Below are 23153 nucleotides of genomic sequence, written 5' to 3' on the forward strand. Positions count from 1 at the left end.
TCCGCGTGCGCACTCTCGTCACCGGCGGTGCCGGCTTCATTGGTTCCCATCTCGTCGATCGGCTCATCGAGGAGGGCCATGACGTTGCCGTCGTGGACAACCTCAGCAGCGGCCATGTGGAGAATCTCAGCCACCAGCCGTCGGTGGAGTTCGTCGAGGGGGATATCGGGGGCGAGGGGATGGCGGGGGTCGTCGATAAGCTTGCCCCCGAAGTGATCTTCCACCTCGCCGCCCAGATCGACGTGCGGAAGTCCGTCGAGGATCCGGTTGCGGACGCGGAAGCCAACATTGTGGCCACGATCAAGCTCGCAGAGGCCGCGCGGAAAGCAGGCGTGCGCAAGATCGTGCACACCTCATCCGGCGGTTCGATCTACGGCACGCCGAGCACGTTCCCAGTCGACGAGTCTTTCCCCGTCGATCCCCATTCGCCGTACGCGACGTCGAAGCTCGCGGGGGAGCAGTACCTGGGCACATTCCGCCACTTGTACGGAATACAAGCCAGCTTCATCGCGCCCGCGAACGTGTACGGGCCGCGTCAGAATCCGCACGGGGAGGCCGGTGTCGTAGCGATCTTCGCGGAGAACCTCCTGCGCGGAAACCCGACGAAGATCTTCGGCGGCGGCACGAACACCCGCGATTACGTCTACGTCGGCGATGTGGCCCGCGCCTTCGTCCTCGCGGCGGGGGAGGTCGGCGACGGGCAGCGCTTCAACATCGGCACCTCCGTTGAGACGACCGACCGCGCGCTGCACAGCTTGGTGGCCAAGCACGCGGGTGCGCCGGATACGCCCGACGATTTCCCGCCGCGGCTTGGCGACGTCCCCCGTTCCTCCCTTTCCTACTCCCGCGCCCAGGAGGTTCTCGGTTGGGAGCCGACTGTCACGCTCGACGAGGGCGTGGCCCTAACCGTCGATTATTTCCGGAGGATACAATGAATTTTTGCGACAACCCCACCCTGAGCAATCAGTGGGTGACACTTGAGCCGCTGAGCCTCGAGCACGCCGAGTCTCTGGCCGCCCACGTCGGCGACCTGTCTGACCTGTGGTACCAGGACCACATTCCGACGCCCGAGGGGGTGCCCGAATACATCGAGGCTAACCTCGCCGATCAGGAGCGCGGCGAGCGTGCCCCGTGGGCGATCGTCGACCCGGCTGGCAGCGCTATCGGCGTGACCACGTTCCTGCACCCCGACCCGGTAAACCGCAGCATCGAGATCGGCTCGACGTGGATCACCAAAGACGCCCAGGGAGCGCCGTTCAACAAGGCCGCGAAGCTGCTCATGTTGCAGCGCGCGTTCGAGGACCTTGAGTGCCTGCGCGTGGAGATCCGCACGCATTTCATGAACCGCCAGGCGCGCGCGGCGATCGAGAGCCTCGGCGCCAAACTCGACGGAGTGCTGCGCCGCCACAAGATCCTCAAAAGCGGTCTCGTGCGCGACACGTGCGTCTACTCCATCCTCGACACCGAGTGGCCCGAGGTGAAGACCTCGCTCGAGGCGCGGCTGGGAGCTTAGGGCCGCTGCCCGGTTGCTCGGGCTGAAACGTCCTCAACGGCCGGTGCGGAAGCTCCATGCGCGGCGGCCCCATTCTGCTGAGCCGTTTCCGCGATGTCCCGGCGGCCGATTTTCCGGGTGCGCAGGTAGAGCCAGGTTCCGCCGATCCAGGTGAACGCAATGACCGCGATCAACGTCACCAGCGGGGCGATCTCGCCGGGTAGTTCGGTCGAGGCGTTGAAAATTGAGTGCGTGGCAAAACCGAGGAAGTACCAGATGACCAGTTGGCCGATGCGCCAGCCGAGGGATTTGTCCGTGCGGCACAAGAAGGCGCCGAGGCCCCATGCCGAGAGACCGGCGTAGAGCGAGTGGCCCCACGGCCCAGGGACGGTCCGGGCGGCATACCCCATGAGCGAGCCCTCGACATCGGAATTGAGGTTGTCGAGCGCCGCTTTCAGGATGTAGGTGGCGTTTTCCAGCGCCGCGAAGCCGAAACCGACGGCAATGGCGATGGTCACGGCCTCAATGGGGCGGCGGATGCGGAAGATCATGGTGCTCAGGATGAACACCGTGGCGAATTTGAATAGCTCCTCGGCTGTGGGGGTCAGCAGAGTGAATTCCAAACTGCCCAAACCCAGCCAGTCCTTGAAGGCGATGATGGATTCATTCGTGGTCACCGAAGGGGCGCACAGCGCCATACCTGAGACGAACCCCGCGAAGATGAAAGCGGGGGACGATTGAACAGGACGGCCCGGGTGGTTGCGCAGCAGAAGCCACGCGAGCAGCAGCCACAGCGCCAGGTGCAACGCGCTCATTGCTGCGATCGTCACATTGAAGGGGAGTTGGCTGAAGTAGATCGTCGTCCAGACCGCGGAGGCAAGGAGAATCAGGATCCCCGTGATGCGGAGGATGAGGTTCATTTTGTTAGTCACTTGTCGCCCTCCGTTTCCTCGGATTCGTCAGCGGAACTATCGGTGTTCACGTCGGCGGAGTCGATCAACCGCTTAGCGAGCTCTTCGGCGTCGTCCCCGCCGAAAGAGAAGTAGCGGGTGGTCTGCCCGTCGGCTATGGAGACGGCTACAAGCGTCCGCTCGGCGTTTGCGTCGGTGCGCTTCACGTGCACGCCTTCGCGCGGAGACTCGACGTTGCTGGTCTCAACGTTTCGGGCGAGTGTCACTCTGCGGTAGAAGCGGGCGAGGGCTTTCCCCGCGTTTTTGGGTGCGGGTTCGGAGCGGCCGAGAATGCGCGTCGAGTCGCAATCCCAGGTCTTCGTGCTTTCCGCGAAGCCCGAAGGGTTGCTGCACACGAGCTGCCCGCCGTTCTCGTCGGGCACGCCGATGCTGCCCAACTCCACTGGGTTGTCGGGCACCTGGGACTCTTCGGGGGTGGTGGTGGCGTCGACGACGCGCGGGAAGACTAGCGCGGCGGCGACCAGGACAAAAAGAATGAACCCGAGCACGACGGGTGCCCGGGAGGATTTCAGATGATTCATAACGCCGATCACGATACATGACGGCGGCTATCAGTTCGGGTCGGCATCCAATCCGATGTCGAGGATGGTCACCGAGTGTGTGAGCGCGCCGACCGCCAGGAAATCCACGCCGGTTTCGGCGTAGGCGCGGGCGACGTCGAGCGTCAACCCGCCCGAGGACTCCAGCTTCGTTCCAGGCGACATCGCATCGCGCTTATCGACGGCCTCCCGCGTCCCCTCCACCCCGAAATTATCCAGCATCACTAGATCCGGGGAGAACGCCAGGACTTCTTCGAGCTGGGCGAGGTCGTCTACTTCGACCTCGGTGGGGAGCTCCGGGAAGGCAGCGGTGGTGCGTCGATACGCTTCTACCACGGAGCCGACGCTGGCGACGTGGTTGTCCTTGATCAGCACGGCATCGCCCAGGCTCATCCGGTGGTTGACACCGCCGCCGCACCGCACCGCGTACTTGGCTAGGTCGCGGTAGCCGGGCAAGGTCTTGCGGGAGTCGCGGACTTTGGCTTTAGTTCCCGCGAGCTCTTGGGTCCACTCGTGGGTGAGGGTGGCGATGCCGCTGGCGTAGGTGAGCAGGTTCAACGCCGTGCGTTCCGCCGACAGGATTGCTCGTGCCGGGCCTTGGATTGTGACGAGGCGGTCACCCGGCGCGACGCGGTCGCCGTCGGAGGCGTGGACTGTCACGTCGATGGCAGGGGAGACCTCGTGCATGGTCCACACGACGGTTTCCAAGCCCGCGACAACGCCGGGCTGGCGCGGGACTACGTGGGCGGTCAGCATGGCGGCGGCGTCGACAGTCGCTTCCGACGTGGCGTCGGGTCCGTGCGCGAAGTCCTCCTCGAGGCCGAGACGGATGAGACGCAGCGCGGCGTCGAAGTTCAACGGTGCATTCATGCTGCTCACTCCCCGCTGCCCGGGTTGCCGATGGCGATCATGCGCTCCAGAGACTGCCGCGCCTTCGCGGCGGTGTCCTCGGGCACGGTGACCTCGTCGCGCATGTCCCGGAGACTAGCCACGAGCTTTTCCGGGGTGATCATCTTCATGTACTTGCAGGAGGCCTGGGGGTTGACGGGCTGGAAGTCCGCCAGCGGCGACTTCTTCTGCAGCTGGTGGAGCATGCCCACTTCGGTGGCCACGAGGACGGTGCCGTGCGTGTCCCGGTCCGCTTGGTCCAGCATCCCGCCGGTGGAGAGCATGTGGACGCGCTCAGGCGCGATGACGCCTTCGCTGGCCAGATAGATCGCCGAGTTGGCGCAGCCGCACTCCGGGTGGATGTACAGGGGAGCGTCCGGGTGCGCGGCTGCCTGGTCGGCGAGTTCCTTGCCGTTGATGCCGGCGTGAACGTGGCATTCCCCTGCCCAGATGCGGATGTTGTCGCGGCCGGTCTGGCGCTTGACGTGGGCGCCGAGGAACTGGTCGGGGCAGAAGAGGATCTCCCTGTCCGGGTCGATGGAGTTCACTACGTCGACGGCGTTGGAGGACGTGCAGCAGATATCAGTCAGTGCCTTCACGTCCGCTGTGGTGTTGACGTAGCTGACCACTAGCGCGTCCGGGTGCTCGTCTTTCCATTCCTGCAGCTGGTCGGCGGTGATGGAATCAGCCAGGGAGCAACCGGCGGCCTCGTCCGGAATGAGCACGGTCTTGTCCGGGCTGAGAATCTTCGCGCTCTCCGCCATGAAATGCACGCCGCAGAAGACAATCACATCTGCATCCGTGTCCGCGGCGATGCGGGACAACGCCAGCGAATCACCGGTGAAGTCCGCGATGTCCTGGATCTCCGGGATCTGGTAGTTGTGCGCCAGGATGACGGCGTTTCGTTCCTGCTTGAGCTGTTGCACTTCATCGGTCCACATACGTTCAATCTAGCGCTCGGTCCTGGCTGTACTACTGAAATTCCGCGCTATGGTCGGAAAAATGCACGACCGAATTCCTCATCCCTGCCGGCTGCTCATCGTGGGCATCAACCCGGGCACGCTGTCCGAGGAAATGGACGCGCCGTTCGCGCACCCCGGCAACCGTTTCTGGCCGGCGCTCGCCACTGCCGGAATCACGCCGTACCGGGTGAATGCGAGCGCGGGATTGTCGGAGGAGGATTCGGCGATGCTCGCGGAGCGGGGCATCGGCTTCACCAACCTGGTCGCCCGGATGACACCCAGAGCCTCTGACCTGACCAAGGACGAGTTGGTGGAGGGAGGAGAGAGGTTGAGGGGGATCGTCGATAAGCATCGCCCCGCCGCTGTGATGTTCGCTGGCGTGGGTGCGTACCGCGACGCGTACGGGAGGCGGAAAGCCGGTCGGGGGCTGCAACCTGAGACGATCGCTGGCGTGCCCGTGTGGGTGGTGGGAAATCCGAGCGGGCTGAACGCGCACGAGACTGTCGAGTCGCTGGCGGCGAGCTACCGCGAAGTGTGGGATGCGACGGGGTAGACCCCGTGAAAGTGTCCCGCAGGGTGGGCACTATAGTCCACAGTATGGAATCGACGGCTACCGCACAGAACAATCAAGCGGAAGAACATTCCGCATTCGTTGCCACCCTCGGCTTCCCGCTCTTGGTGATCGCCGGCGGAGTGATCGGCTTTGCCGCGCCGGCCGTCGTGGAGCCGATTTCGGGCTGGACGACCTGGCTGCTCGGCATCGTCATGTTCGGCATGGGACTCACCTTGACGGGCAGTGACTTTGTGTATGTGGCTAAAAAGCCGCTCCCCGTCGTGATCGGTGTCGTCGCGCAATTCGTCATCATGCCCCTGGCGGCCGTTCTGCTCACGTGGATGCTGCATCTTCCGGCAGAAATCGCCGCCGGCGTGATCCTCGTTGGTTGCGCGCCGGGTGGAACGTCGTCCAACGTCGTGTCGTACTTGTCCCGCGGCGATGTCGCGCTGTCGGTGACCATGACATCGGTGTCGACGCTGCTCGCGCCTATCCTCACCCCGCTTCTGACCCTGTGGCTGGCCGGTGAGCACATGGATGTCAGCGCCGGCCCGATGGCGTGGTCGATTGTGAAGATGGTCGTTGTCCCTGTCGGCCTCGGGCTCCTGGTCCGCCTGCTCGCCCCGCGCTTCGTCGCGGCAATCCTGCCGGCGCTGCCATGGGTCTCCGTCATCGCGATCGCGACCATCGTGGCCATCGTCGTGGCCGGATCACGGGACAAGCTGGCGCAGGCGGGACTCATCGTCCTGGTCGCCGTCGCTTTGCACAACATCATCGGCTACACCCTTGGCTATGTCACCGGCAAAGTGACCGGCCAACCGGAGGCAGCTTCGCGCACGATGGCCGTGGAAGTGGGCATGCAGAACTCCGGCATGGCCGCAACACTGGCCACAAACTACCTCAGCCCGCTGGCTGCCCTGCCGGGCGCCGTGTTCTCCGTCTGGCACAACCTTTCCGGTGCCGTCCTCGCCCTGGTTTTCCGCGGGAAGGACCGCAGGGCGAAGGTGGGGACGCAACCGGGGCCGGAGCCTGTGTCGCAGTAACCGGAGCTATCGTCTCGGCTACCGTGCACGGGCACTACACTTGGCAAGCATGACTGCGTACGACCTGATGGATTACAGCGACGTCCTGGACAAGTACGACCCGGTGATGGGTCTTGAGGTGCACGTGGAGCTGGCCACGGAGACCAAGATGTTCTCCACTTCGTCGGCCCATTTCGGCGCTGAGCCGAACACCAACATCGACCCGGTGTCGCTCGGCCTGCCGGGCGCACTCCCCGTGGTCAACGCTAAGGGCGTCGAGTGGGCCATCAAGATCGGCCTTGCACTGAATTGCAAGATCGCGGAATCCTCCCGCTTCGCGCGCAAGAACTACTTCTACCCGGACCAGCCGAAGAACTATCAGATTTCGCAGTACGACGAGCCGATCGCGTACGACGGATACCTCGACGTTGTGCTTGATGACGGCACTGAGTGGCGCGTCGAGATCGAACGCGCCCACATGGAGGAAGACACCGGCAAGCTGACGCACCTGGGTTCCTCCACGGGCCGCATCTCGGGTGCGACCGCGTCCCTGGTGGACTGCAACCGTGCCGGTATTCCGCTCATCGAGATCGTGACCAAGCCGATCGAGGGCGCCGGCGAGCGCGCTCCTGAGGTTGCACGGGCGTACGTCGGTGCGCTGCGCGAGCTGGTCAAGGCGCTCGGTGTCTCCGATGCCCGCATGGACCAGGGCTCCATGCGCTGCGACGCCAATGTGTCGCTGCGCCCGAAGGGCCAGGAGAAGTACGGCACCCGCACTGAGACCAAGAACATCAACTCCCTCAAGTCCGTCGAGCAGGCGGTCCGCTACGAAATGCAGCGCCAGGCAGGCGTGCTCGACGGCGGCGGTGAGATCGTGCAGGAGACCCGCCACTACCAGGAGGCGGACGGCACCACCTCCAAGGGCCGCCCGAAGGAGGAGGCGAGCGAGTACCGCTACTTCAACGATCCGGACTTGCCGCCCGTGATCGCCAAACCGGAATGGGTCGAGGAGATTCGCGCGACGCTGCCGGAGCTGCCGTGGGTGCGCCGCGCACGCATCCAGGAGGAGTGGCAGCTGCCGGAGAAGGAATTCCGCGATCTGGTCAACGCCGGTGCACTCGACCTCATTGTCGAGACCGTCGAAGCTGGCGCCACACCGGGTGAAGCCCGCGCATGGTGGGTGTCCTACATCGCTGGTAAAGCCAATGAGCTGGGCCGCGATCTCGACGCGCTCGGTGTCACCCCGGCCGACGTCGCTCGTGTCGTTGAGCTGGTCAAGGACGGAAAGCTCACCACCAAGCTCGGCCGCCAGGCCATCGACGGTGTCATTGAGGGAGAGGGCAACGTCGACGAGGTCGTGGCACAGCGCGGCCTCGAGGTCGTGCGTGACGACGGCGCCATCGAAGCAGCCGTCGACGAAGCCCTCGCCGCCAACCCGGACATCGTGGAGAAGTACAAGGCCGGCAACACGAAGGTCACTGGTGCCATCGTCGGTGCCGTGATGAAGGCCACCCAGGGCAAGGCTGACCCGAAGTCCATCAACGAGATCATCGCGAAGAAGCTCGCCGACTAGATCCGGCGGGCCGAGCCCAACCAACGAGAACTGCCCCCGGTCAGCGAGACGGCTGGCCGGGGGCAGTTTCTATTGCGTCGATAAGCGACGGCGCTACTGCTTCTCGGGCTTGACGGCGGGGAACTCGCCGGTCTTGTACATCTGGTCGTAGGACTTCCAGTTGATCTCGTCGCCCGCGGCGTCGGGAGCGCCGTCGTAGGAATCGGACTCGGGGTCGAGAGCGGGGACGTCCTTCAAGCTGAAGTCGTTGGAATCATCCGCGTCGAGGTCCGCGGCGACCTCCTCCTGCACGGAGTGCCACAGGTTCTGGTCGCTGATATTGGAGTCGGAGGTGAGCTCGTCGACCTCTGCGCGCTCCTGCGAGGACAGGTCCTCAGTCTCGGGGTGGAGCTGGGTCTCGGCGAGTTCGGCGAGGCGCTCGCGGCGGCCAGTCTCGTCCTTGATGTTCTGGCGGTCGCGGAACCAGGCGACACCCATGACAATGCCGAGGATCAATCCCAAGTATCCCAGGACTGGGTAGACCCAGCTCACCAGGTCAGCGAAGCCGATGAAGGACAGGGCGAAACCGACGGCAACGACGACGAAGTAGTACGGGCGGAACTTGCCCGGCTTGTCGTGGCTGAGACGGCGGCCGAGGGCGTAGAACAGGCCGACGGCGGTGTTGTAGATCATCAGGTAGATCACGATGGACACTGCCGTGCCCACGGCCGGGTGCATCGTGTCGAAGACCATGAGCAACGGCAGGTCGCTGTCCAGGATGTGCTCCATGTTGAAGAACAGGATGAACACCAGGATCATCAGCAGGACGGCGAACATGATGCCACCGAGCAGCCCGCCTTTGCCGGTCTGTGCCGGGTTCATGTGGGAGCCGGCGAAGACGAGCATCATGGAGCAGTCCATGATCATCACCAGGGTGGCGTAGTTCAACGCGGTGACCAGCCAATTGCCGAAGGTGCCGGAAGCATGCGGGTTGGTCTGCGCGAGCTCATTGAGTTCGCTGAGATTGTCCGGCATGTTCATCAGTGTGATCACAAAGGCACCGAGGATGCAGACGATCAGCAGCGGCGTGATCAAGGAAATGACGTTGGTCAGTTTGTCGATGTCGAGGAAGCCGGAGAGCACCAGCAGAACCACCATGATCGCGGAACCGACCCAGGTGGGGAACCCGAACTGCTGCTCCATGTTGGAACCGGCACCGGCAACCATGACGAAGCCGATGCAGAACAGCGTGAACATGGTGGTGATGTCCATGTACTTGGCCAAAAACGGCCGGGACACGCTCTTGAACACCGCGCTGTGGTCTTCAGCGAGGTAGTAGGAACCGAGCTGGTAGACCCACCCGCTGAAAACCGCAATGGTGATGCCTGCCACCGCGGCACCGACAATGCCCCAGTAGCCGAAAGAGAGGAAGTATTGGATGACTTCTTGTCCGGAGGCGAAGCCGGCGCCGACTGTCAGGCCGACGAGAGCCATTGCCACCTTCAGAGTTTTCTTCATGGGAGAACTTTCTTCTCTAGAAAATCATGAGCGGATCGAGGGTAACAGAACTGTGGCACAATGGGCGGGCATGGATGCTTACACCCCTGCTCAGGACCGCTATGAGAGCCAACATGACGGCTGGTTCCGCCGCGTTGGCAATTCTGGATTGAAGCTGCCGCGGGTCTCTTTGGGTTTTTGGCACAACTTTGGTGACGACAAGCCGATTGAGACACAGCGGGCGATTATGCGCCGCGCTTTCGACCGGGGTGTCACGCATTTCGACTTGGCCAATAATTACGGTCCGCCGGCGGGTGCGGCGGAGAAGAACGCCGGCCGGATTCTGGCGGAGGATTTCGCGGCCCACCGCGACGAGCTGATCATTTCGTCGAAAGCCGGTTGGCACATGCATGACGGCCCGTACGGTTTCGGCGGTTCCCGGAAATGCCTGATGTCGTCCCTGGATCGTTCGCTGGAGCGGCTGGGGCTCGACTACGTGGACATTTTCTACCACCACCGCCCGGATCCGGATACGCCGCTGGAGGAGACGATGTACGCGCTGCGCGACATCGTGGCGTCGGGGAAGGCCCTCTACGTGGGCATTTCCTCTTACGGTCCGGAGCTCACCGCGGAAGCGGCCGAGATCATGGCGGGGGAGGGTTGCCCGCTGCTCATTCACCAGCCGAGCTACTCCATGGTCAACCGTTGGGTGGAGGAGCCAGGCGAGGACGGTGCGTCTCTGCTGCAGTCCGCGGCGGAAAGTGGCCTCGGTGTCATCGCGTTTTCGCCGCTCGCGCAGGGGCTGCTCACCGACCGCTATTTGGACGGAATCCCGGCCGGGTCCCGCGCGGTCGCAGGCAAATCCTTGAGCGAGGAGATGCTCAGTGAGCGCAACATCGGCATGGCGCGCAAACTCAACGACGTGGCAAAGCAACGCGGGCAGTCCCTCGCCCAGATGGCCATCGCGTGGGTGCTGCGCGACCAGGAGGATCAGACTGTCACAAGCGCTCTCATCGGTGCGTCGAGCGTCGAGCAGCTCGACGACAACATTGATGCCGCGCGAAATCTCGACTTTTCCGCCGAAGAGCTGGAGCTTATCGACGGCATCGCCCACGACGCCGGCATCAATATCTGGGCCGGTGCAACAGCCTCCCGCACCCGCGGCTAGAGCAGTTCTCCCAGCGTGGCAGCCGGAATGTGTGCTCCGGCTGCCTTAAATTTGGGGGCATGACTGACAAAGGCAGCAAGAAGCCCCTCACCAACCTCGAGGACGTGACTGAGCTCGACGACCTCGATGTGCCCACCACGAACGTGTACACCCGCACCGGTAAAGCCGCCCCGACGGAGGTCCTGCCGGCGGCGCCGAAGGCGGATAAGGCTGATAAGGCTGATAAGGCTGATAAGGCTAATAAGCCCGACAACGTTGGAAAGGTGGACCGCGTCGCAAAATCGGACGGCGATGACGACCTGCCTTCAACGGATGTGCCCTCCAAGAGAAGAGAAGTGAAAGTGGGCAAAGCGGCCAAGCGTAAACCTGTGGACATCGAGGTCGAGCGGGTAGATGATCCGACTCCTGCAGCCGGGACAACTGCGACGGGTGCGACCGCCGCGGTAGAAGAGCCTGTCGCTGCCAGCACTGTGAGTACTGCGGGCACGCTGCACACCACTGAGGCCGCCGAAAGCCTGAACGCGGAGAGCTCCGAGACCCCCGACACCACAGCGGATGCACCTCAGGCCCCGATTGGCCGCGGCACGATCGATGTGGGCCTGCTCATTTTGCGGCTGGTCTTGGGGGCTGTCCTGATCATCTCCTCACTGGCGATCCTGTTCCAGCTCGGGGGCAACGCCGGGTTGGCGGGTCTTGAGGATCGGCTTTCCGATTACTCGTACCCGCGTGCGCTCGCGATTGCACTGCCGACGATGGGCTTGGCCTCCGGGGTGTTCCTCGTGCTCGGTCTGCTCACACCGGTAGCAGCAATGATCGCGGTCGCGGCTACCGGCTTTGGGGCGCTTCACGCCGTGACCACCGTCGAGAATGCCTCTAATCTCTTCGCTTGGGATCCATCTGTGTGGCTCTCGATTTCGCTGTTCGGAATGGCGCTAGCGGTGCAGTTCACCGGTCCGGGAATCTTTGGCGTCGACTTCAGCCGCAGCTGGACGCGACGGCCGATGGTCAGCTCCTGGATGTGCGCTGCGATCGGTATCGCCGCCGCCGTCCTCATGTGGTGGTTCGCTTAACGTATCCGCGCTGAGGCGCCCGCCGAAGCAGAAAATCAGGTAGCCCACGAATATCGCGAGGCCCATCAGGCCGATGATGTTGCTGTTGAACCACAGCGGCCACGCGAATTCCTGGGCTTTTTCTTCTGCCACGAGCTCGTAACCGGGAACGATCCACGCCCCAGCGGCCACGGCGAGCAGGAAACGGAGGCCTTGCTCCTTCACTGTGAAGATCAGCGGGAGGGCGAGCACGATGCCGACCCAGTGGTGGGAGACAGCGAACGGTCCGCCGAGGGAGATCCCCAACACCACGATGAGAAGAGCTTCGACGCTGCGGCCGCGCTGCTCCAACCGGTAGGCGATGAAGATTGACGCCGCGGCGAACAGGATGAGAATTACGGGCGCTAGCTTCTCGACGACTCCTGCATCCACCAGTCCCCGCGACAGCATTCCCCCGAGACCCTGGTTGGGCGGGTAGTAGACGTCGCCGCCGCGATCGGTGGCGAAGAACTCTTCCGTCCAGAAATAGAGCGACTCACGCGGACGGAAAATGAAGCCGATGACGGCGGTGAGCAGGAAGAAACCGGCGGAGCGGGCCACTGACCACCAGTCTTTTCGGACGAGGAAGATGACGCCGTAGGCGGCAGGTGTGAGTTTGATGCCGGCCGCAATTCCGATCCCGATGCCGCGCACGGCCTTCGGCGTATACCCGAGAACATCCGCTGCCACCAGTAGGACCAGGAAGATATTGATCTGGCCGTAGTAGAGGTTGGACGACATCGTGTCCAGGCAGGTGGCAAAGCCCGTCAGGGCAGCTGCCCAGGCCCACCACGGACGTAAGCCCAAACGGTGGCACGCCATCGCCATGATGCCGAACAGTGCCGCAACGATGGAGCAGTTCCACAGAATGTCCATAGTCAGCTCCGACACCCACGTCAGCGGGACAAAGAGCAGAGCCGCGAACGGCGGATAAATGAACGCGAATCCGCTGCGTGTGGGGAAGCCTTCGTACAACGGGTCGCCATTTACGAATGCGGCGCCGGCGTCGCGGAACACCCCGACGTCGAGAAGCGTTTCGTGCGCGGCGAAAAACAGACTTTGGCCGAGATTGAGCGCGCCGAGCACGGCGCCGAGCAGCAGAAGAAGCGGCATGTCCTCATCCTGGTTCGATCACGTGAAAGGGTCGAACCAGGAGCTTAGTCGACGCGGCGGACAGCTCCCTTGTCGGCGGACGTAGCCATCTTGGAGTAGGCGCGCAGAGCCTTGGTCACGTGGCGGGTGCGGTTCGGCGTGAACGGGTTGTCGCGCTGCTCCATCTCGGCGCGGCGGCGGTCCAGGATCTCGTCGTCGACCTCGAGCTGCAGCTTGCGGTCGCGGACGGAAATGTGGATCGTGTCACCGTTTTCGATCAAGCCGATCAGACCGCCTTGTGCCGCCTCGGGGGAGATGTGGCCGATGGACAGGCCGGACGTGCCGCCTGAAAAACGTCCGTCGGTGATCAAGGCGCAGACCTTGCCCAAACCGGCGCCCTTCAGGAAGGAGGTCGGGTGCAACATCTCCTGCATGCCCGGGCCGCCGGCGGGACCCTCGTATCGGATGACCACGACATCTCCCGGCTGAACCTCGCGGGCCAGAATCATGGAGACTGCCTGCTCCTGCGAATCGACGACGCGGGCCGGGCCCGAGAACTCCCAGAGCTCTTCTTCAACACCCGCGGTCTTGAGGATCGCTCCGTCTTCAGCCAAGTTTCCGCGCAGCACGACGAGGCCGCCGTCGGAAGTGAAGGGGTGCTCGAAATCGTGGATGACGCCGTTCACCGGATCTGTGTCCAGCTCGTCCCAACGGTTGGATTGGGAGAACGCCTCGGAGGAACGAACGCCGCCGGGAGCTGCGTGGAAGAGTTCAATGGCTTCGTCGGTAGCTTTGCCGCCCCGGATGTCCCAGTCGTCCAGCCACTCCTGGAGGTTCGAGTAGGCGACGGAGTGGACCTCGGTGTTGAGCAGGCCAGCGCGGTTCAATTCGCCCAGGATGCGGGGGATGCCGCCAGCGCGGTGGACATCCTCGATGTGGGCGTCGCCGTTCGGAGCGACCTTGGAAATGCAGGCGATCTCGTGCGACAGCTCGTCGATGTCCTTCAGGTCGAAGTTCACTTCGCCCTCTTGTGCAGCGGCGAGCGTGTGCAGGATCGTGTTGGAGGATCCGCCCATGGCCATGTCGAGTGCCATCGCGTTGCGGAATGCGTCGCGGGTGGCGATGTTGCGCGGCAGGACCGACTCGTCGCCCTCGCCGTAGTAGCGGCGGGCGATGTCCATGATTGCCTCGCCGGCCCGTTCGAACAGGCGGCGGCGGGCAGTGTGGGTGGCCAGGGTCGTGCCGTTGCCCGGCAGCGACAATCCCAGCGCCTCAGTCAGGCAGTTCATGGAGTTAGCGGTGAACATGCCTGAGCACGAACCGCAGGTGGGGCAGGCGGACTCGACGATGCGGTCCAAGTCGGCGTCCGAGATCGCGTCATTAGCAGAGCTGGACATGGCGTCCACGAGGTTCGTCTTCGTTCCAGTCTGTGCGACGCCGTCGATGACGACGGCCTTACCGGCCTCCATCGGGCCACCGGAGACGAAAACAGCCGGGATATTCAGGCGCATTGCCGCATTCAGCATGCCGGGTGTGATCTTGTCGCAGTTGGAGATGCACACCATGGCATCCACCGTGTGGGCGTTGACCATGTACTCGACAGAGTCGGAGATGATCTCGCGGCTCGGCAGCGAGTAGAGCATGCCTCCGTGACCCATTGCAATTCCGTCGTCGACTGCGATCGTGTTGAATTCCTTGGGAATGCCGCCGGCCTCGCGGACGGCCTCGGCGACAATATCGCCGACATTCTTCAGGTGCACGTGCCCCGGAACGAACTGCGTGTAGGAGTTGACGATGGCAACGATCGGGCGGCCGAACTCGTTGTCCTTCGTGCCGGTGGCCTTCCACAGCGCACGGGCGCCAGCTGCTTGGCGGCCAACTGTGGTGACGCGGGAACGGAGCGGGATTGAGTTAGGCATGTGGTCGTACTCCTTGTTAATTACTGTGCGGTGATTTGAATAGTGTCGAACACTGATTAATAGGCGCCAGTCTTACTGCCCGTTGTCGTGGGCAGTATCCCTGCGAATGCGGGAGAGCTTCTCGCCGGCGGCGGTCCGTTCCTTGTACTCCTCGGGCGTGACTAGGATGGAATCACCGTGCTGGTCGGTGACCTCCATCATTCCGTCAGCGGCTTCGGAGGCCTGTGTGATCACATCGGCGATCCGTCCGGACGATGCTTCGGCGAGGTCCGGCAACGAGTTGAACGTTACTCCGGGCAACGTGTACTCCCTGCCGTCTACGGTGGCTACTTTCGCACTGGAACCCTCGAATCCGATGCCGCGAAGCTGGTCCCACGGCAGTTTCACGTTCTTCTTGAACAGGTAGGACACGCTAATACCGTTGTCATTTACGACAGTCTTGGCGGTGAGCACCCACGCGATGAAAATAATCGGGAAAATCAGGAGCCACCCGAGCTTCAAGGGAGCCCAGGAGATACCGATGAGTGCGATGCCAGTCATGAGCACCGCGGCGATAACGTGGGTGCGGTCCGGGGTGAACGTCATGGTGTCATGCTATCGGGCTTGCGCTCGGGCTCTGTTTCGGGGTGGACGCAGGCCCTGGAGCCTCCGGGCTCGCGGGCCCGTTGGTGGCGCTGGGGACGCTGGAGCCGGAGGGCTGATTCGCTGGCTGGCGTTGGTCGGAGTTCTTCGGCGATGGCGCTGGCGCGGGTGACTGAGTACCGGAGGACGCGGGCTGCTCCGGCTCAGACGTGGCGCGCTCGGTCGGGCTGGCGGAGGCGGGTTCGGAACGATTTCCGCTGCCCGGAGCAGGAGAAGATTCCGTGGAGGATGTGGAGGAACGCGGCGGGGCGAGGATACCGGACCTGGCTTCGCTCGCGTCGCCGGCATCCATGGTCAAGCCTCGGAGGATGAGCAGACCTAGAAGGAGAGTGATGAGCAGGCCTGTCGACGCCCTGATTCGCCCGCCGAACGTGCCGATGCCGGGCTTTTCTTCACCAGGATCCGGTGCCGCCGCCGGGTCTTCCTCAGCCGGCACTTCCTCCATGTCATTCAGCTCAGGATCAGAGTTGGTGCCCACAACATTGCTGCCGTGGGTTGAACTGCCGGCCGGAAGAGTCGCCGTCGTAGGGGCACTGGTGTCAGCAGCTGTGCTTGCGTTCCCATTCCAGGAAGTGGTCCCGGTCTCGTCGTCGAGCTCGTACGAGTCGCTCCAGCCGGTCTTGTACCGGCCGGGGGAAACAGCGGGGAAGGACTGCGTGGCGGCGTCGTCAAGCATGGGCGTTGCTGTCTCAGAACCGTATTCGTCGAAGAATTCCTCGAGGATGTGCACGCGTAGAGCACGCTCGATGGGGAACTGGTCGCCGGGGGAGCAACGGACCATGAACCTGATGTCCAGAGTCCACGGCATGCCCACGGTATTCGGCGGGTTGATCTCGATGCCGGGCTGCGACATGAGCTCGCCGCGGATGAGAGGCGCGATCTCCGGGTTGGCCAGAGCCTTGCGGGCCGCACGCTCAGCGCGGGCGATCACCTCATCCACGTCGTGCGAGCGCGCAAGTGGAACTGGAACCACGACGAGGGCCCGCGACCATACGTTGGAGTTATTGATGCACACCTGTGCCGTCGAGTTCGGAATGGTCACTGTGTATTGCTCGAGCGTGCGCACCTGCGTGGCGCGCATAGTGATCTGGATGACGTCGCCGGTGATTTCGTCGCCGCCGATCTTGAACGTGACCAGGTCGCCGACACCGTACTGCTTTTCCGAAAGAATGAAAAAGCCCGCAACGAAGTCCGCGATGATGTTCTGCGCGCCGAAACCGACTGCGGCCGAGACGACGGTGGCGGGGATCGCCGCGCCAGCGAGGGAGAACCCGACTTGCTGGAGGAAGAAGACCAGGATGAGGAAGTAGGCCAGCAGCTGGACGATGTAGATCACCACACCAGCGATAGCCAGGGACGATTTGCCCTCGTCCGGGTCCTTGGCATCGGCGACTTGGCGTTCTACGTACCGGTTGGCCAGGCGCCCAGCACGCGGAACCAGCATCGCCAAAACGATGAGAAGGGCGAGGTTAATGCCGGTGTCGGCGAACCAGCGCCACATGTGTTCGAGAATGAGAGTGAAAGGCATAACAGTGCCAAGAGTAGCCCCTAATGCACGTTAGATTCCTGAGAGATGTGTATGATCTAGGCATGATCTTGAATGGCCTAGTAGCAGTAATTCGCGCGGCGCTTGTCTCACGCGCGACGTACTCGTCTATGTAGCCGTCGCAAAGCAAGCGCCCCCGTCTCAGGTTGTAGAGCGGGGGCGCTTGTCATAGGAAAACAGGATCACCCAGAGTGCTGACAACTCACCAAAAGGAGTTCGGAGAATAGTGGCAGCGTCACAAAAGAAACAGGCGGAGCGGATGACAGGCGCGGAAGCCATCGTCCGCAGCCTCGAGGAGCTGGGCACCGAGGTCATCTTCGGCATTCCAGGGGGTGCGGTTCTGCCGCTTTACGACGCCCTGTTTGCCGCTAAGAAGCTGCGCCACGTTTTGGTGCGCCACGAGCAGGGCGGCGGCCACGCCGCTGAGGGATATGCTCAGGCGTCCGGAAAAGTCGGCGTGTGCCTGGCTACCTCGGGTCCCGGTGCAACCAACCTGGTCACCGCTTTGGCCGATGCGTACCTCGACTCGGTGCCAATCGTGGCCATCACCGGTCAGGTGGGCACACCCCTGCTGGGCACCGACGCGTTCCAGGAGGCAGACATTCGCGGCATCACCATGCCGATCACTAAACACAGCATCATGGTGACGGATCCGGAGGAGATCCCGCAGGCGTTGGCTGAGGCCTTCCACCTTGCAAGCACCGGCCGCCCCGGCCCGGTCCTCGTGGACTTTCCTAAGGACGTCCAGAATGCCGAGATCGATTTCCAGTGGCCGCCGGTTGTGGACCTGCCGGGCTACAAGCCAACGACGAATCCGCACGGCCGCCAGATCACGTCCGCCGCGAAGATGATTTCCCAGGCTGAGCGCCCGGTGATCTACGCTGGCGGCGGCATCATCAAGGCCAATGCTTCGAAGGAGCTCCTCAAGTTCGCCGAGGCTACTGGCGTTCCTGTGGTGACCACGCTCATGGCGCTTGGCGCCTTCCCGTCGCACCACCCGCTCAACATGGGAATGCCGGGCATGCATGGCACCGTTCCCGCCGTCGCTGCTCTGCAGAAGGCTGACCTTCTGATCACTATCGGCGCGCGTTTTGATGACCGTGTCACCGGTGACCCCGAGCACTTCGCTCCCGACGCAAAGGTGATCCACGCTGATGTGGACCCCGCCGAGATCGGCAAAATCCGTGCCGTCGACGTGCCGATCGTCGGCGATGCCAAGCAGGTCTTGCGCGAGCTGACCGAGCCGTTCCAGAAGGGAAAGAAGATCTCCGCCCCCGAAATCGGCGAGTGGAAGGACTACCTCGCCGACATGAAGGAGCGTTTCCCGCGCGGTTACGAGAAGCACGCAGACGGCACGCTGTCCCCGCAGTTCGTTATTGAGACCTTAGCTAAAGAGGTGGGGCCCGAGGCGATCTACGTCGCCGGCGTTGGCCAGCACCAGATGTGGTCCGCGCAGTTCCTCGACTTCGAGCATCCGCGTACTTGGCTGAACTCCGGTGGCCTGGGCACCATGGGCTACTCCATCCCGGCGGCTCTCGGCGCAAAGGCCGCGTGCCCGGACAAGGAAGTCTGGGCCATCGACGGCGACGGCTGCTTCCAGATGACCAACCAGGAGATCACCACCGCCGCCGTGGAGGGCTTCCCGTTCAAGATCGCCCTGATCAACAACGGCAACCTGGGCATGGTCCGCCAGTGGCAGACGCTGTTCTACGACGGCCACTATTCGCACACCAAACTGCACCAGGATGAGTCGTACATTCCGGACTTCCTCGCCCTTGCTGGTGCGCTCGGTGCCGAAGCCATCCGCGTAACCACTGAGGAAGAGGTCCTGCCCGCCATCAAGCGTGCACGCGAGATCAACGACCGACCAGTGCTCATCGACTTCGTTGTCGGCGAGGACGCCCAAGTCTGGCCCATGATCTCCGCTGGAAGCTCCAACTCCGAGATCCAGTACGCGCGCGATCTGCGCCCGCTTTTCGACGAAGACATGTCCGCCGGCGAATCCCCAGCCGACATCCACGAGACTGTGGCCGAATCAAAGAACGAATCTGCGGCTGAAGCGGAGGAAAAATAATGATGAACAACAACGAGATCTTCGACGATGTCACCCGTAGTGTCCTCTCCGTTCTGGTGGAGGATGTCGACGGCATTATCACCCGCGTTACCGCGATGTTCACCCGCCGCGGCTTCAACCTAGTTTCGCTGACTTCAGCTAAGACGGAGACACCGGGCATCAACCGTCTCACCGTCGTGGTCGACGCGTCCGAGCATGCAGTGGAGCAGCTGACCAAGCAGTTGAACAAGCTGATCCAGGTGATCAAGGTGGTCCGCCTCGAGGAGGAGAACACGATCGCGCGGTCGCTCATGCTGGTCAAAGTCAACGCCAACAACAGCAACCGCCCGCAGGTAGTCGACGCCGCCAACATTTTCCGTGCCCGCGTGGTGGATGTCGCCCCGGATTCCGTGGTGATCGAGGCGACCGGTACGCCGAGCAAGCTGCTCGCGTTCCTCGAAGTGCTCGAGCCGTTCGGCATTCGCGAACTGGTGCGCTCCGGCCAGGTCGCACTGAACCGCGGGCCAAAGACAATGGCACCGTCCAAATAGGTGCCCTCATCCCACAATGGACGACAAGCGTCCCGTATAGTGAAACTTGTCGCCCAACATGCGGGACGCGTTCCGGCCCCATAAGCCCTTTGCGTGTCAACCGCATGTTCAAGGCGCTTAAAGTGCGCAGATACAAAGAAAGGTGAGTGCTCAGCTCATGGCAATTGAAGTTTTCTACGACGACGACGCTGATCTGTCCATCATCCAGGGCCGCAAGGTCGCAGTCATCGGCTACGGCTCCCAGGGCCACGCGCACGCTCAGAACCTGCGCGAGTCCGGTGTTGAGGTGGTCATCGGTCTGCGTGAGGGCTCCAAGTCCGCGGAGAAGGCACGCGAAGCTGGTTTCGAGGTCAAGTCCAACGCGGAAGCATCCAAGTGGGCCGACGTGATCATGCTCCTGGCTCCGGACACCTCCCAAGCCGAGATCTTCACAAACGACATTGAGCCCAACCTGAACGAGGGCGATGCCCTGTTCTTCGGCCACGGCCTGAACATCCACTTCAAGCTCATTGATCCGGCCGACAACATCACCGTCGCCATGGTTGCCCCGAAGGGTCCGGGTCACTTGGTCCGCCGCACCTTCGCTGACGGCAAGGGCGTTCCGTGCCTCATCGCCGTCGAGCAGGACCCGTCCGGCAACGGCCAGGCCCTCGCTCTGTCTTACGCGGCAGCGATTGGCGGTGCCCGTGCCGGTGTCATCCCGACCACGTTCGAAGCTGAGACCGTCACCGACTTGTTCGGTGAGCAGGCGGTTCTCTGCGGTGGCCTGGAAGAGCTGATCATGAACGGCTTCGACGTCCTCACCGAAGCCGGTTACGAGCCGGAGATGGCGTACTTCGAATGCCTCCACGAGATGAAGCTCATCGTGGATCTGATCTACGAAGGCGGTATTGCCAACATGAACTACTCCGTCTCTGACACCGCTGAGTTCGGTGGCTACCTCTCTGGCCCGCGTGTTGTCGATGAGGGTGCCAAGGACCGTATGCGTGAGGTGCTCAAGGACATTCAGTCCGGTGAATTCACCAAGCGTCTGATCGCAAACGTTGAGGGCGGCAACAAGGAGCTCGAGGGCCTGCGCGAGAACATTGCCCAGCACCCGATCGAGAAGACCGGTGCCCAGCTCCGTGACATGATGAGCTGGGTCCAGAACCCGCTCAACGACACCGCCCGCTAAGCCATCCCGGTACGGCCCGGGCAGTACAAGCCCGCGGTAGAAAATAGACCAGCCGCCCAGAGCCATCGTGGTTCTGGGCGGTTTCTCTATGCCCGCTTTAGCGCCCAGCAGAGAGCGAACGGTAACGATCGACCGTAACCACCGACGTGTATGTCTGCGCAGTTTGGCATACGGGCCATTTCAGCGAAGTTCCCGTTCGATTGTTGCCGATCAGGTTCGCGCTACTCAGGCTGTGGATGCTTCTGCCCTTGCTCGCCTTTGCACCGGTCTTCCTCCGGTTCGTCTGCCAGCGCCGGTCCTCCCATTGCCCCGGCGCCAGCCGCCTGCCGTGCACTTTGGCATTAACTGGTTGGCATGAACTGAGAAGACGACTCCCAAGCCTGACGGGACTGTCAATGGGTGAATGCGCCATCACGGATATGTGTGACGCGGTCGAAAAGGGCTGAACGGGGTAGGGGACGGCTCAGTTCCTGACCGCGGCGTGGCGGCGGTGGCGCAAACTGGCACAGTCAAGGGGTGTGGAGGCGATGGTGCCGGCCACTGCCGATGTGTGAGAAGAGTGAGCACAGGAAAACCCCGCATCCCTGTGCGGGAATGCGGGGTGAGTGGCTGCCGTGTGGTCCGGCGATAACCGGACTTAACGGCGAGCGACTAATTAGTTGGTGGCGTTCTGAACGGCCTCGCCAGCGTTGCCGGCAGCATCGCCTGCAGCGTCGGTGGCGTTGCCTGCAGCGTCGCCGATGGCGTCGCCAGCGTTACCGGCTGCATCGCCTGCGGCGTCGGTGGCGTTGCCAGCTGCATCGCCAGCAGCGTCGGTGGCATCGCCTGCGGTACCGGCGGCATCAGCGGAAGCGGTGGCTGCCTCGGTGGTGGTGACATCGACAGTGGTGGTGCCGGTGACGGAGGTGGAGTCGGTGGACTCGTCGTCGCCGCCGCTGACCAGGGACCAGATCAGCAGGCCCAGCAGGACCAGAGCCAGCAGGCCGAGCAGCCACTTCCACCAGCCGTTGCCGCCCTCGCCCTCTTCAGCGACTGTGGAGCCGCCGGTGGTTGCCGGACGGGTCTCGGTGCGGACCTCGCGGGTAGCGGTGGTGTCGGCCGGCTTGATGCGCTCCTCGTTGACGCGGGTCTCGTTCAGCTTGTCGTGAACGCGGGTCTCGTCAAGGTTGTCGGTGACGCGCTCGCCGTGGCCGAGACGGTCAGCAGCTTCCTTGGGCAGGTTGTTCGGATCGTTCGGGGTCTTGCTGGTCATAATGCGACCACCTTTCTAAGTAAGGTTTCCTAAGTAATAGACCGGTTAATCAGTCAGCGCCCCACAGTAACAGGATTTTCAGAGTCGCGACGCGGAGCTCTCATGGCGGTCTTGCGCGGCCAACGAGGGAAACCAAGGTCTATGCAGGTGAGCGAAGTGGTGTTGAGGCGCGGCATTTTCAATAAGGTTGCATTAAGCGCCAATTTGTTATAGAGTGGTGACCATGACGGAACACGCGCACGGTCGCCACGCCCCCCACGGGCACGGTCACGCGCACGATCACCACGATCACCACGATCACAGTGTGGGCGACGCGCCGTTTTGGGCGTTGGGCACTGCGCTCGGCATCACTGCGGTGGTTTTCTTTGCGGAGCTGATCGGTGGATGGCTGTCGGGATCGATGGCGCTCATGGCCGACGCGATGCACATGCTTTCGGACGCCACTGGTCTGATCATCGCGCTCGTGGCGGTGTCGCTGGGGCGCAGGCCGGTGTCGCAGTACGCGACATTCGGGTACCGGCGTGCGGAAGTGCTGGCTGCGGCGGTCAACGCTGTAACGGTGGCGCTTATCTCCGTGTGGATCGTGGTGGAGGCGGTCCAGAGGATTGGTAGGCCCGAGCCCATCGACACCCGGACGATGATCATTGTGGCCGTGATCGGTTTGGTAGCTAACGCTGCATCGGCAGCTGCTCTGCAAGCTCAGCGGAAGCAGTCGATCAATATCGAGGGCGCTTTTCTGCACGTTTTAGTGGACCTGCTCGGATCGGTCGCTGTGATCATTGCCGGCGTGGTCATCGCCGTCACTGGATTCACCGGGGCAGATCTGGTGGCCTCGCTGATCATCGCCGGGTTGGTGTTGCCAAGGGCGTGGGGGTTGCTGAAGACGTCGATAAGCGTGCTCTTGGAACGCGTCCCAGATGGTGTCGACCCGGAAGCGGTCGGGGACGAGCTGGTGGCGCTCGAAGGCGTGGATGCGATCCACGACCTGCATCTGTGGTCCGCGGGCGGAACGGATGTGCTGTGCACCGTGCACCTTATTACTACGGCCGATCACGGAGTTCTGCTCGATCGGGCGCAGGGGCGGTTGAGGGAACTTGGGATCGAGCATGCCACCATTCAAATCGAAGGTCCGGGGCACTACGAGCACGAGGTTTACTGTGCTCCTCGTGACGGCGGAGTCTGATCTAGACTC

General features: G+C 63.0%; 20 protein-coding genes and 1 pseudogene. 11 read left to right on the forward strand and 10 right to left on the reverse strand.

Annotation, left to right across the window (positions count from 1 at the left end):
* Window positions 1-5 precede the first annotated feature (5 nt).
* Both CZ338_RS02340 and CZ338_RS02345 read left to right on the forward strand, forming a co-directional pair.
* On the forward strand, window positions 6-935 hold the full coding sequence (locus CZ338_RS02340) for an NAD-dependent epimerase/dehydratase family protein (RefSeq protein ID WP_087116669.1): 930 nt from the start codon (window positions 6-8) through the stop codon (window positions 933-935).
* Entirely contained in the window at window positions 932-1513 is a 582-nt protein-coding gene (locus CZ338_RS02345) for a GNAT family N-acetyltransferase (RefSeq protein ID WP_087116671.1), read from the forward strand. Before CZ338_RS02340 ends, CZ338_RS02345 begins: the two co-directional genes overlap by 4 nt.
* Here CZ338_RS02345 and CZ338_RS02350 read toward each other — a convergent pair.
* The 4 genes from CZ338_RS02350 to nadA are packed head-to-tail and all read right to left on the reverse strand — an operon-like array spanning window position 1510 to window position 4831.
* Complete coding sequence (locus CZ338_RS02350) at window positions 1510-2424, reverse strand: PrsW family glutamic-type intramembrane protease (protein ID WP_087116673.1); 915 nt, start codon at window positions 2422-2424, stop codon at window positions 1510-1512. The two genes, CZ338_RS02345 and CZ338_RS02350, sit on opposite strands and share 4 nt — an antisense overlap.
* The gene (locus CZ338_RS02355; protein ID WP_143341234.1) at window positions 2421-2984 is read right to left on the reverse strand and encodes a hypothetical protein; all 564 of its coding nucleotides are present in this window, start codon (window positions 2982-2984) and stop codon (window positions 2421-2423) included. The genes CZ338_RS02350 and CZ338_RS02355 overlap by 4 nt, the downstream gene beginning before the upstream one ends.
* 30 nt (window positions 2985-3014) lie before the next feature.
* Window positions 3015-3872, reverse strand: coding sequence for a carboxylating nicotinate-nucleotide diphosphorylase (gene nadC, locus CZ338_RS02360; RefSeq protein WP_087116678.1), 858 nt, complete (start codon window positions 3870-3872; stop codon window positions 3015-3017).
* A gap of 5 nt (window positions 3873-3877) precedes the next feature.
* A complete protein-coding gene (nadA, locus tag CZ338_RS02365) occupies window positions 3878-4831 on the reverse strand; it encodes a quinolinate synthase NadA (protein ID WP_143341235.1) in 954 nt (317 codons plus the stop codon).
* A 61-nt stretch (window positions 4832-4892) separates the two neighbouring features.
* Between nadA and CZ338_RS02370 the strand changes: the two genes are divergently transcribed.
* The 3 genes from CZ338_RS02370 to gatB are packed head-to-tail and all read left to right on the forward strand — an operon-like array spanning window position 4893 to window position 8000.
* On the forward strand, window positions 4893-5405 hold the full coding sequence (locus CZ338_RS02370; protein ID WP_087116800.1) for a mismatch-specific DNA-glycosylase: 513 nt from the start codon (window positions 4893-4895) through the stop codon (window positions 5403-5405).
* A gap of 44 nt (window positions 5406-5449) precedes the next feature.
* Window positions 5450-6448: a bile acid:sodium symporter family protein gene (locus CZ338_RS02375; protein ID WP_087116682.1), complete on the forward strand. Its 999-nt coding sequence runs from the start codon at window positions 5450-5452 to the stop codon at window positions 6446-6448.
* A 49-nt stretch (window positions 6449-6497) separates the two neighbouring features.
* Window positions 6498-8000 carry an Asp-tRNA(Asn)/Glu-tRNA(Gln) amidotransferase subunit GatB gene (gatB, locus tag CZ338_RS02380; RefSeq protein ID WP_087116684.1) on the forward strand — a complete coding sequence of 501 codons (1503 nt, stop codon included), beginning with the start codon at window positions 6498-6500 and terminating at the stop codon, window positions 7998-8000.
* 93 nt (window positions 8001-8093) lie between these two features.
* On the opposite strand, the gene CZ338_RS02385 is transcribed toward gatB, so the two are convergent.
* Window positions 8094-9497, reverse strand: a complete 1404-nt coding sequence (locus tag CZ338_RS02385; protein WP_087116685.1) for a YkvI family membrane protein — start codon at window positions 9495-9497, stop codon at window positions 8094-8096.
* A gap of 70 nt (window positions 9498-9567) precedes the next feature.
* Here CZ338_RS02385 and CZ338_RS02390 point away from each other — a divergent pair, with 70 nt between their 5' ends.
* Window positions 9568-10644, forward strand: coding sequence for an aldo/keto reductase (locus CZ338_RS02390; protein WP_087116686.1), 1077 nt, complete (start codon window positions 9568-9570; stop codon window positions 10642-10644).
* Between the two features lie 59 nt (window positions 10645-10703).
* Window positions 10704-11714, forward strand: a complete 1011-nt coding sequence (locus tag CZ338_RS11045; RefSeq protein WP_087116687.1) for a DoxX family protein — start codon at window positions 10704-10706, stop codon at window positions 11712-11714.
* Window positions 11715-12008: 294 nt separating this feature from the next.
* On the opposite strand, the pseudogene CZ338_RS11050 reads toward CZ338_RS11045, so the two are convergent.
* The 4 genes and pseudogenes from CZ338_RS11050 to CZ338_RS02415 form a co-directional block, all read right to left on the reverse strand.
* Window positions 12009-12845, reverse strand: a pseudogene (locus tag CZ338_RS11050) (glycosyltransferase 87 family protein); the annotation flags it as partial.
* 44 nt (window positions 12846-12889) lie between these two features.
* A complete protein-coding gene (gene ilvD / locus CZ338_RS02405) occupies window positions 12890-14743 on the reverse strand; it encodes a dihydroxy-acid dehydratase (protein ID WP_087116689.1) in 1854 nt (617 codons plus the stop codon).
* Between the two features lie 72 nt (window positions 14744-14815).
* On the reverse strand, window positions 14816-15328 hold the full coding sequence (locus CZ338_RS02410; protein WP_087116690.1) for a PH domain-containing protein: 513 nt from the start codon (window positions 15326-15328) through the stop codon (window positions 14816-14818).
* A 4-nt stretch (window positions 15329-15332) separates the two neighbouring features.
* Window positions 15333-16913: a mechanosensitive ion channel family protein gene (locus CZ338_RS02415; RefSeq protein ID WP_087116691.1), complete on the reverse strand. Its 1581-nt coding sequence runs from the start codon at window positions 16911-16913 to the stop codon at window positions 15333-15335.
* A 244-nt stretch (window positions 16914-17157) separates the two neighbouring features.
* On the opposite strand from CZ338_RS02415, the gene CZ338_RS02420 reads away from it, so the two are divergent.
* The 3 genes from CZ338_RS02420 to ilvC all read left to right on the forward strand — a co-directional run bounded on the left by CZ338_RS02420 (window position 17158) and on the right by ilvC (window position 20709).
* Complete coding sequence (locus tag CZ338_RS02420; protein WP_407919353.1) at window positions 17158-19005, forward strand: acetolactate synthase large subunit; 1848 nt, start codon at window positions 17158-17160, stop codon at window positions 19003-19005.
* A gap of 2 nt (window positions 19006-19007) precedes the next feature.
* Window positions 19008-19535: an acetolactate synthase small subunit gene (ilvN, locus tag CZ338_RS02425; RefSeq protein ID WP_087116801.1), complete on the forward strand. Its 528-nt coding sequence runs from the start codon at window positions 19008-19010 to the stop codon at window positions 19533-19535.
* 157 nt (window positions 19536-19692) lie between these two features.
* Entirely contained in the window at window positions 19693-20709 is a 1017-nt protein-coding gene (gene ilvC / locus CZ338_RS02430) for a ketol-acid reductoisomerase (RefSeq protein WP_087116693.1), read from the forward strand.
* A gap of 655 nt (window positions 20710-21364) precedes the next feature.
* Here the strand turns inward: ilvC and CZ338_RS02435 are convergent.
* Complete coding sequence (locus CZ338_RS02435) at window positions 21365-21961, reverse strand: hypothetical protein (RefSeq protein WP_087116694.1); 597 nt, start codon at window positions 21959-21961, stop codon at window positions 21365-21367.
* A 223-nt stretch (window positions 21962-22184) separates the two neighbouring features.
* On the opposite strand from CZ338_RS02435, the gene CZ338_RS02440 reads away from it, so the two are divergent.
* Complete coding sequence (locus CZ338_RS02440; RefSeq protein ID WP_087116802.1) at window positions 22185-23144, forward strand: cation diffusion facilitator family transporter; 960 nt, start codon at window positions 22185-22187, stop codon at window positions 23142-23144.
* Window positions 23145-23153 lie beyond the last annotated feature (9 nt).

The sequence above is a fragment of the Corynebacterium urinipleomorphum genome (assembly GCF_900155535.1).
Taxonomy (GTDB): domain Bacteria; phylum Actinomycetota; class Actinomycetes; order Mycobacteriales; family Mycobacteriaceae; genus Corynebacterium; species Corynebacterium urinipleomorphum.

Bases quoted from the DNA above. Each gene is read 5' to 3' on its own strand.
- CZ338_RS02345 (WP_087116671.1), top strand. From the start codon at position 932: ATGAATTTTTGCGACAACCCCACCCTGAGCAATCAGTGGGTGACACTT.
- CZ338_RS02355 (WP_143341234.1), bottom strand. From the start codon at position 2,984: ATGAATCATCTGAAATCCTCCCGGGCACCCGTCGTGCTCGGGTTCATT.
- nadC (WP_087116678.1), bottom strand. From the start codon at position 3,872: ATGAATGCACCGTTGAACTTCGACGCCGCGCTGCGTCTCATCCGTCTC.
- nadA (WP_143341235.1), bottom strand. From the start codon at position 4,831: ATGTGGACCGATGAAGTGCAACAGCTCAAGCAGGAACGAAACGCCGTC.
- CZ338_RS02370 (WP_087116800.1), top strand. From the start codon at position 4,893: ATGCACGACCGAATTCCTCATCCCTGCCGGCTGCTCATCGTGGGCATC.
- CZ338_RS02375 (WP_087116682.1), top strand. From the start codon at position 5,450: ATGGAATCGACGGCTACCGCACAGAACAATCAAGCGGAAGAACATTCC.
- gatB (WP_087116684.1), top strand. From the start codon at position 6,498: ATGACTGCGTACGACCTGATGGATTACAGCGACGTCCTGGACAAGTAC.
- CZ338_RS02385 (WP_087116685.1), bottom strand. From the start codon at position 9,497: ATGAAGAAAACTCTGAAGGTGGCAATGGCTCTCGTCGGCCTGACAGTC.
- CZ338_RS02390 (WP_087116686.1), top strand. From the start codon at position 9,568: ATGGATGCTTACACCCCTGCTCAGGACCGCTATGAGAGCCAACATGAC.
- CZ338_RS11045 (WP_087116687.1), top strand. From the start codon at position 10,704: ATGACTGACAAAGGCAGCAAGAAGCCCCTCACCAACCTCGAGGACGTG.
- ilvD (WP_087116689.1), bottom strand. From the start codon at position 14,743: ATGCCTAACTCAATCCCGCTCCGTTCCCGCGTCACCACAGTTGGCCGC.
- CZ338_RS02410 (WP_087116690.1), bottom strand. From the start codon at position 15,328: ATGACGTTCACCCCGGACCGCACCCACGTTATCGCCGCGGTGCTCATG.
- CZ338_RS02415 (WP_087116691.1), bottom strand. From the start codon at position 16,913: ATGCCTTTCACTCTCATTCTCGAACACATGTGGCGCTGGTTCGCCGAC.
- ilvN (WP_087116801.1), top strand. From the start codon at position 19,008: ATGAACAACAACGAGATCTTCGACGATGTCACCCGTAGTGTCCTCTCC.
- ilvC (WP_087116693.1), top strand. From the start codon at position 19,693: ATGGCAATTGAAGTTTTCTACGACGACGACGCTGATCTGTCCATCATC.
- CZ338_RS02435 (WP_087116694.1), bottom strand. From the start codon at position 21,961: ATGACCAGCAAGACCCCGAACGATCCGAACAACCTGCCCAAGGAAGCT.
- CZ338_RS02440 (WP_087116802.1), top strand. From the start codon at position 22,185: ATGACGGAACACGCGCACGGTCGCCACGCCCCCCACGGGCACGGTCAC.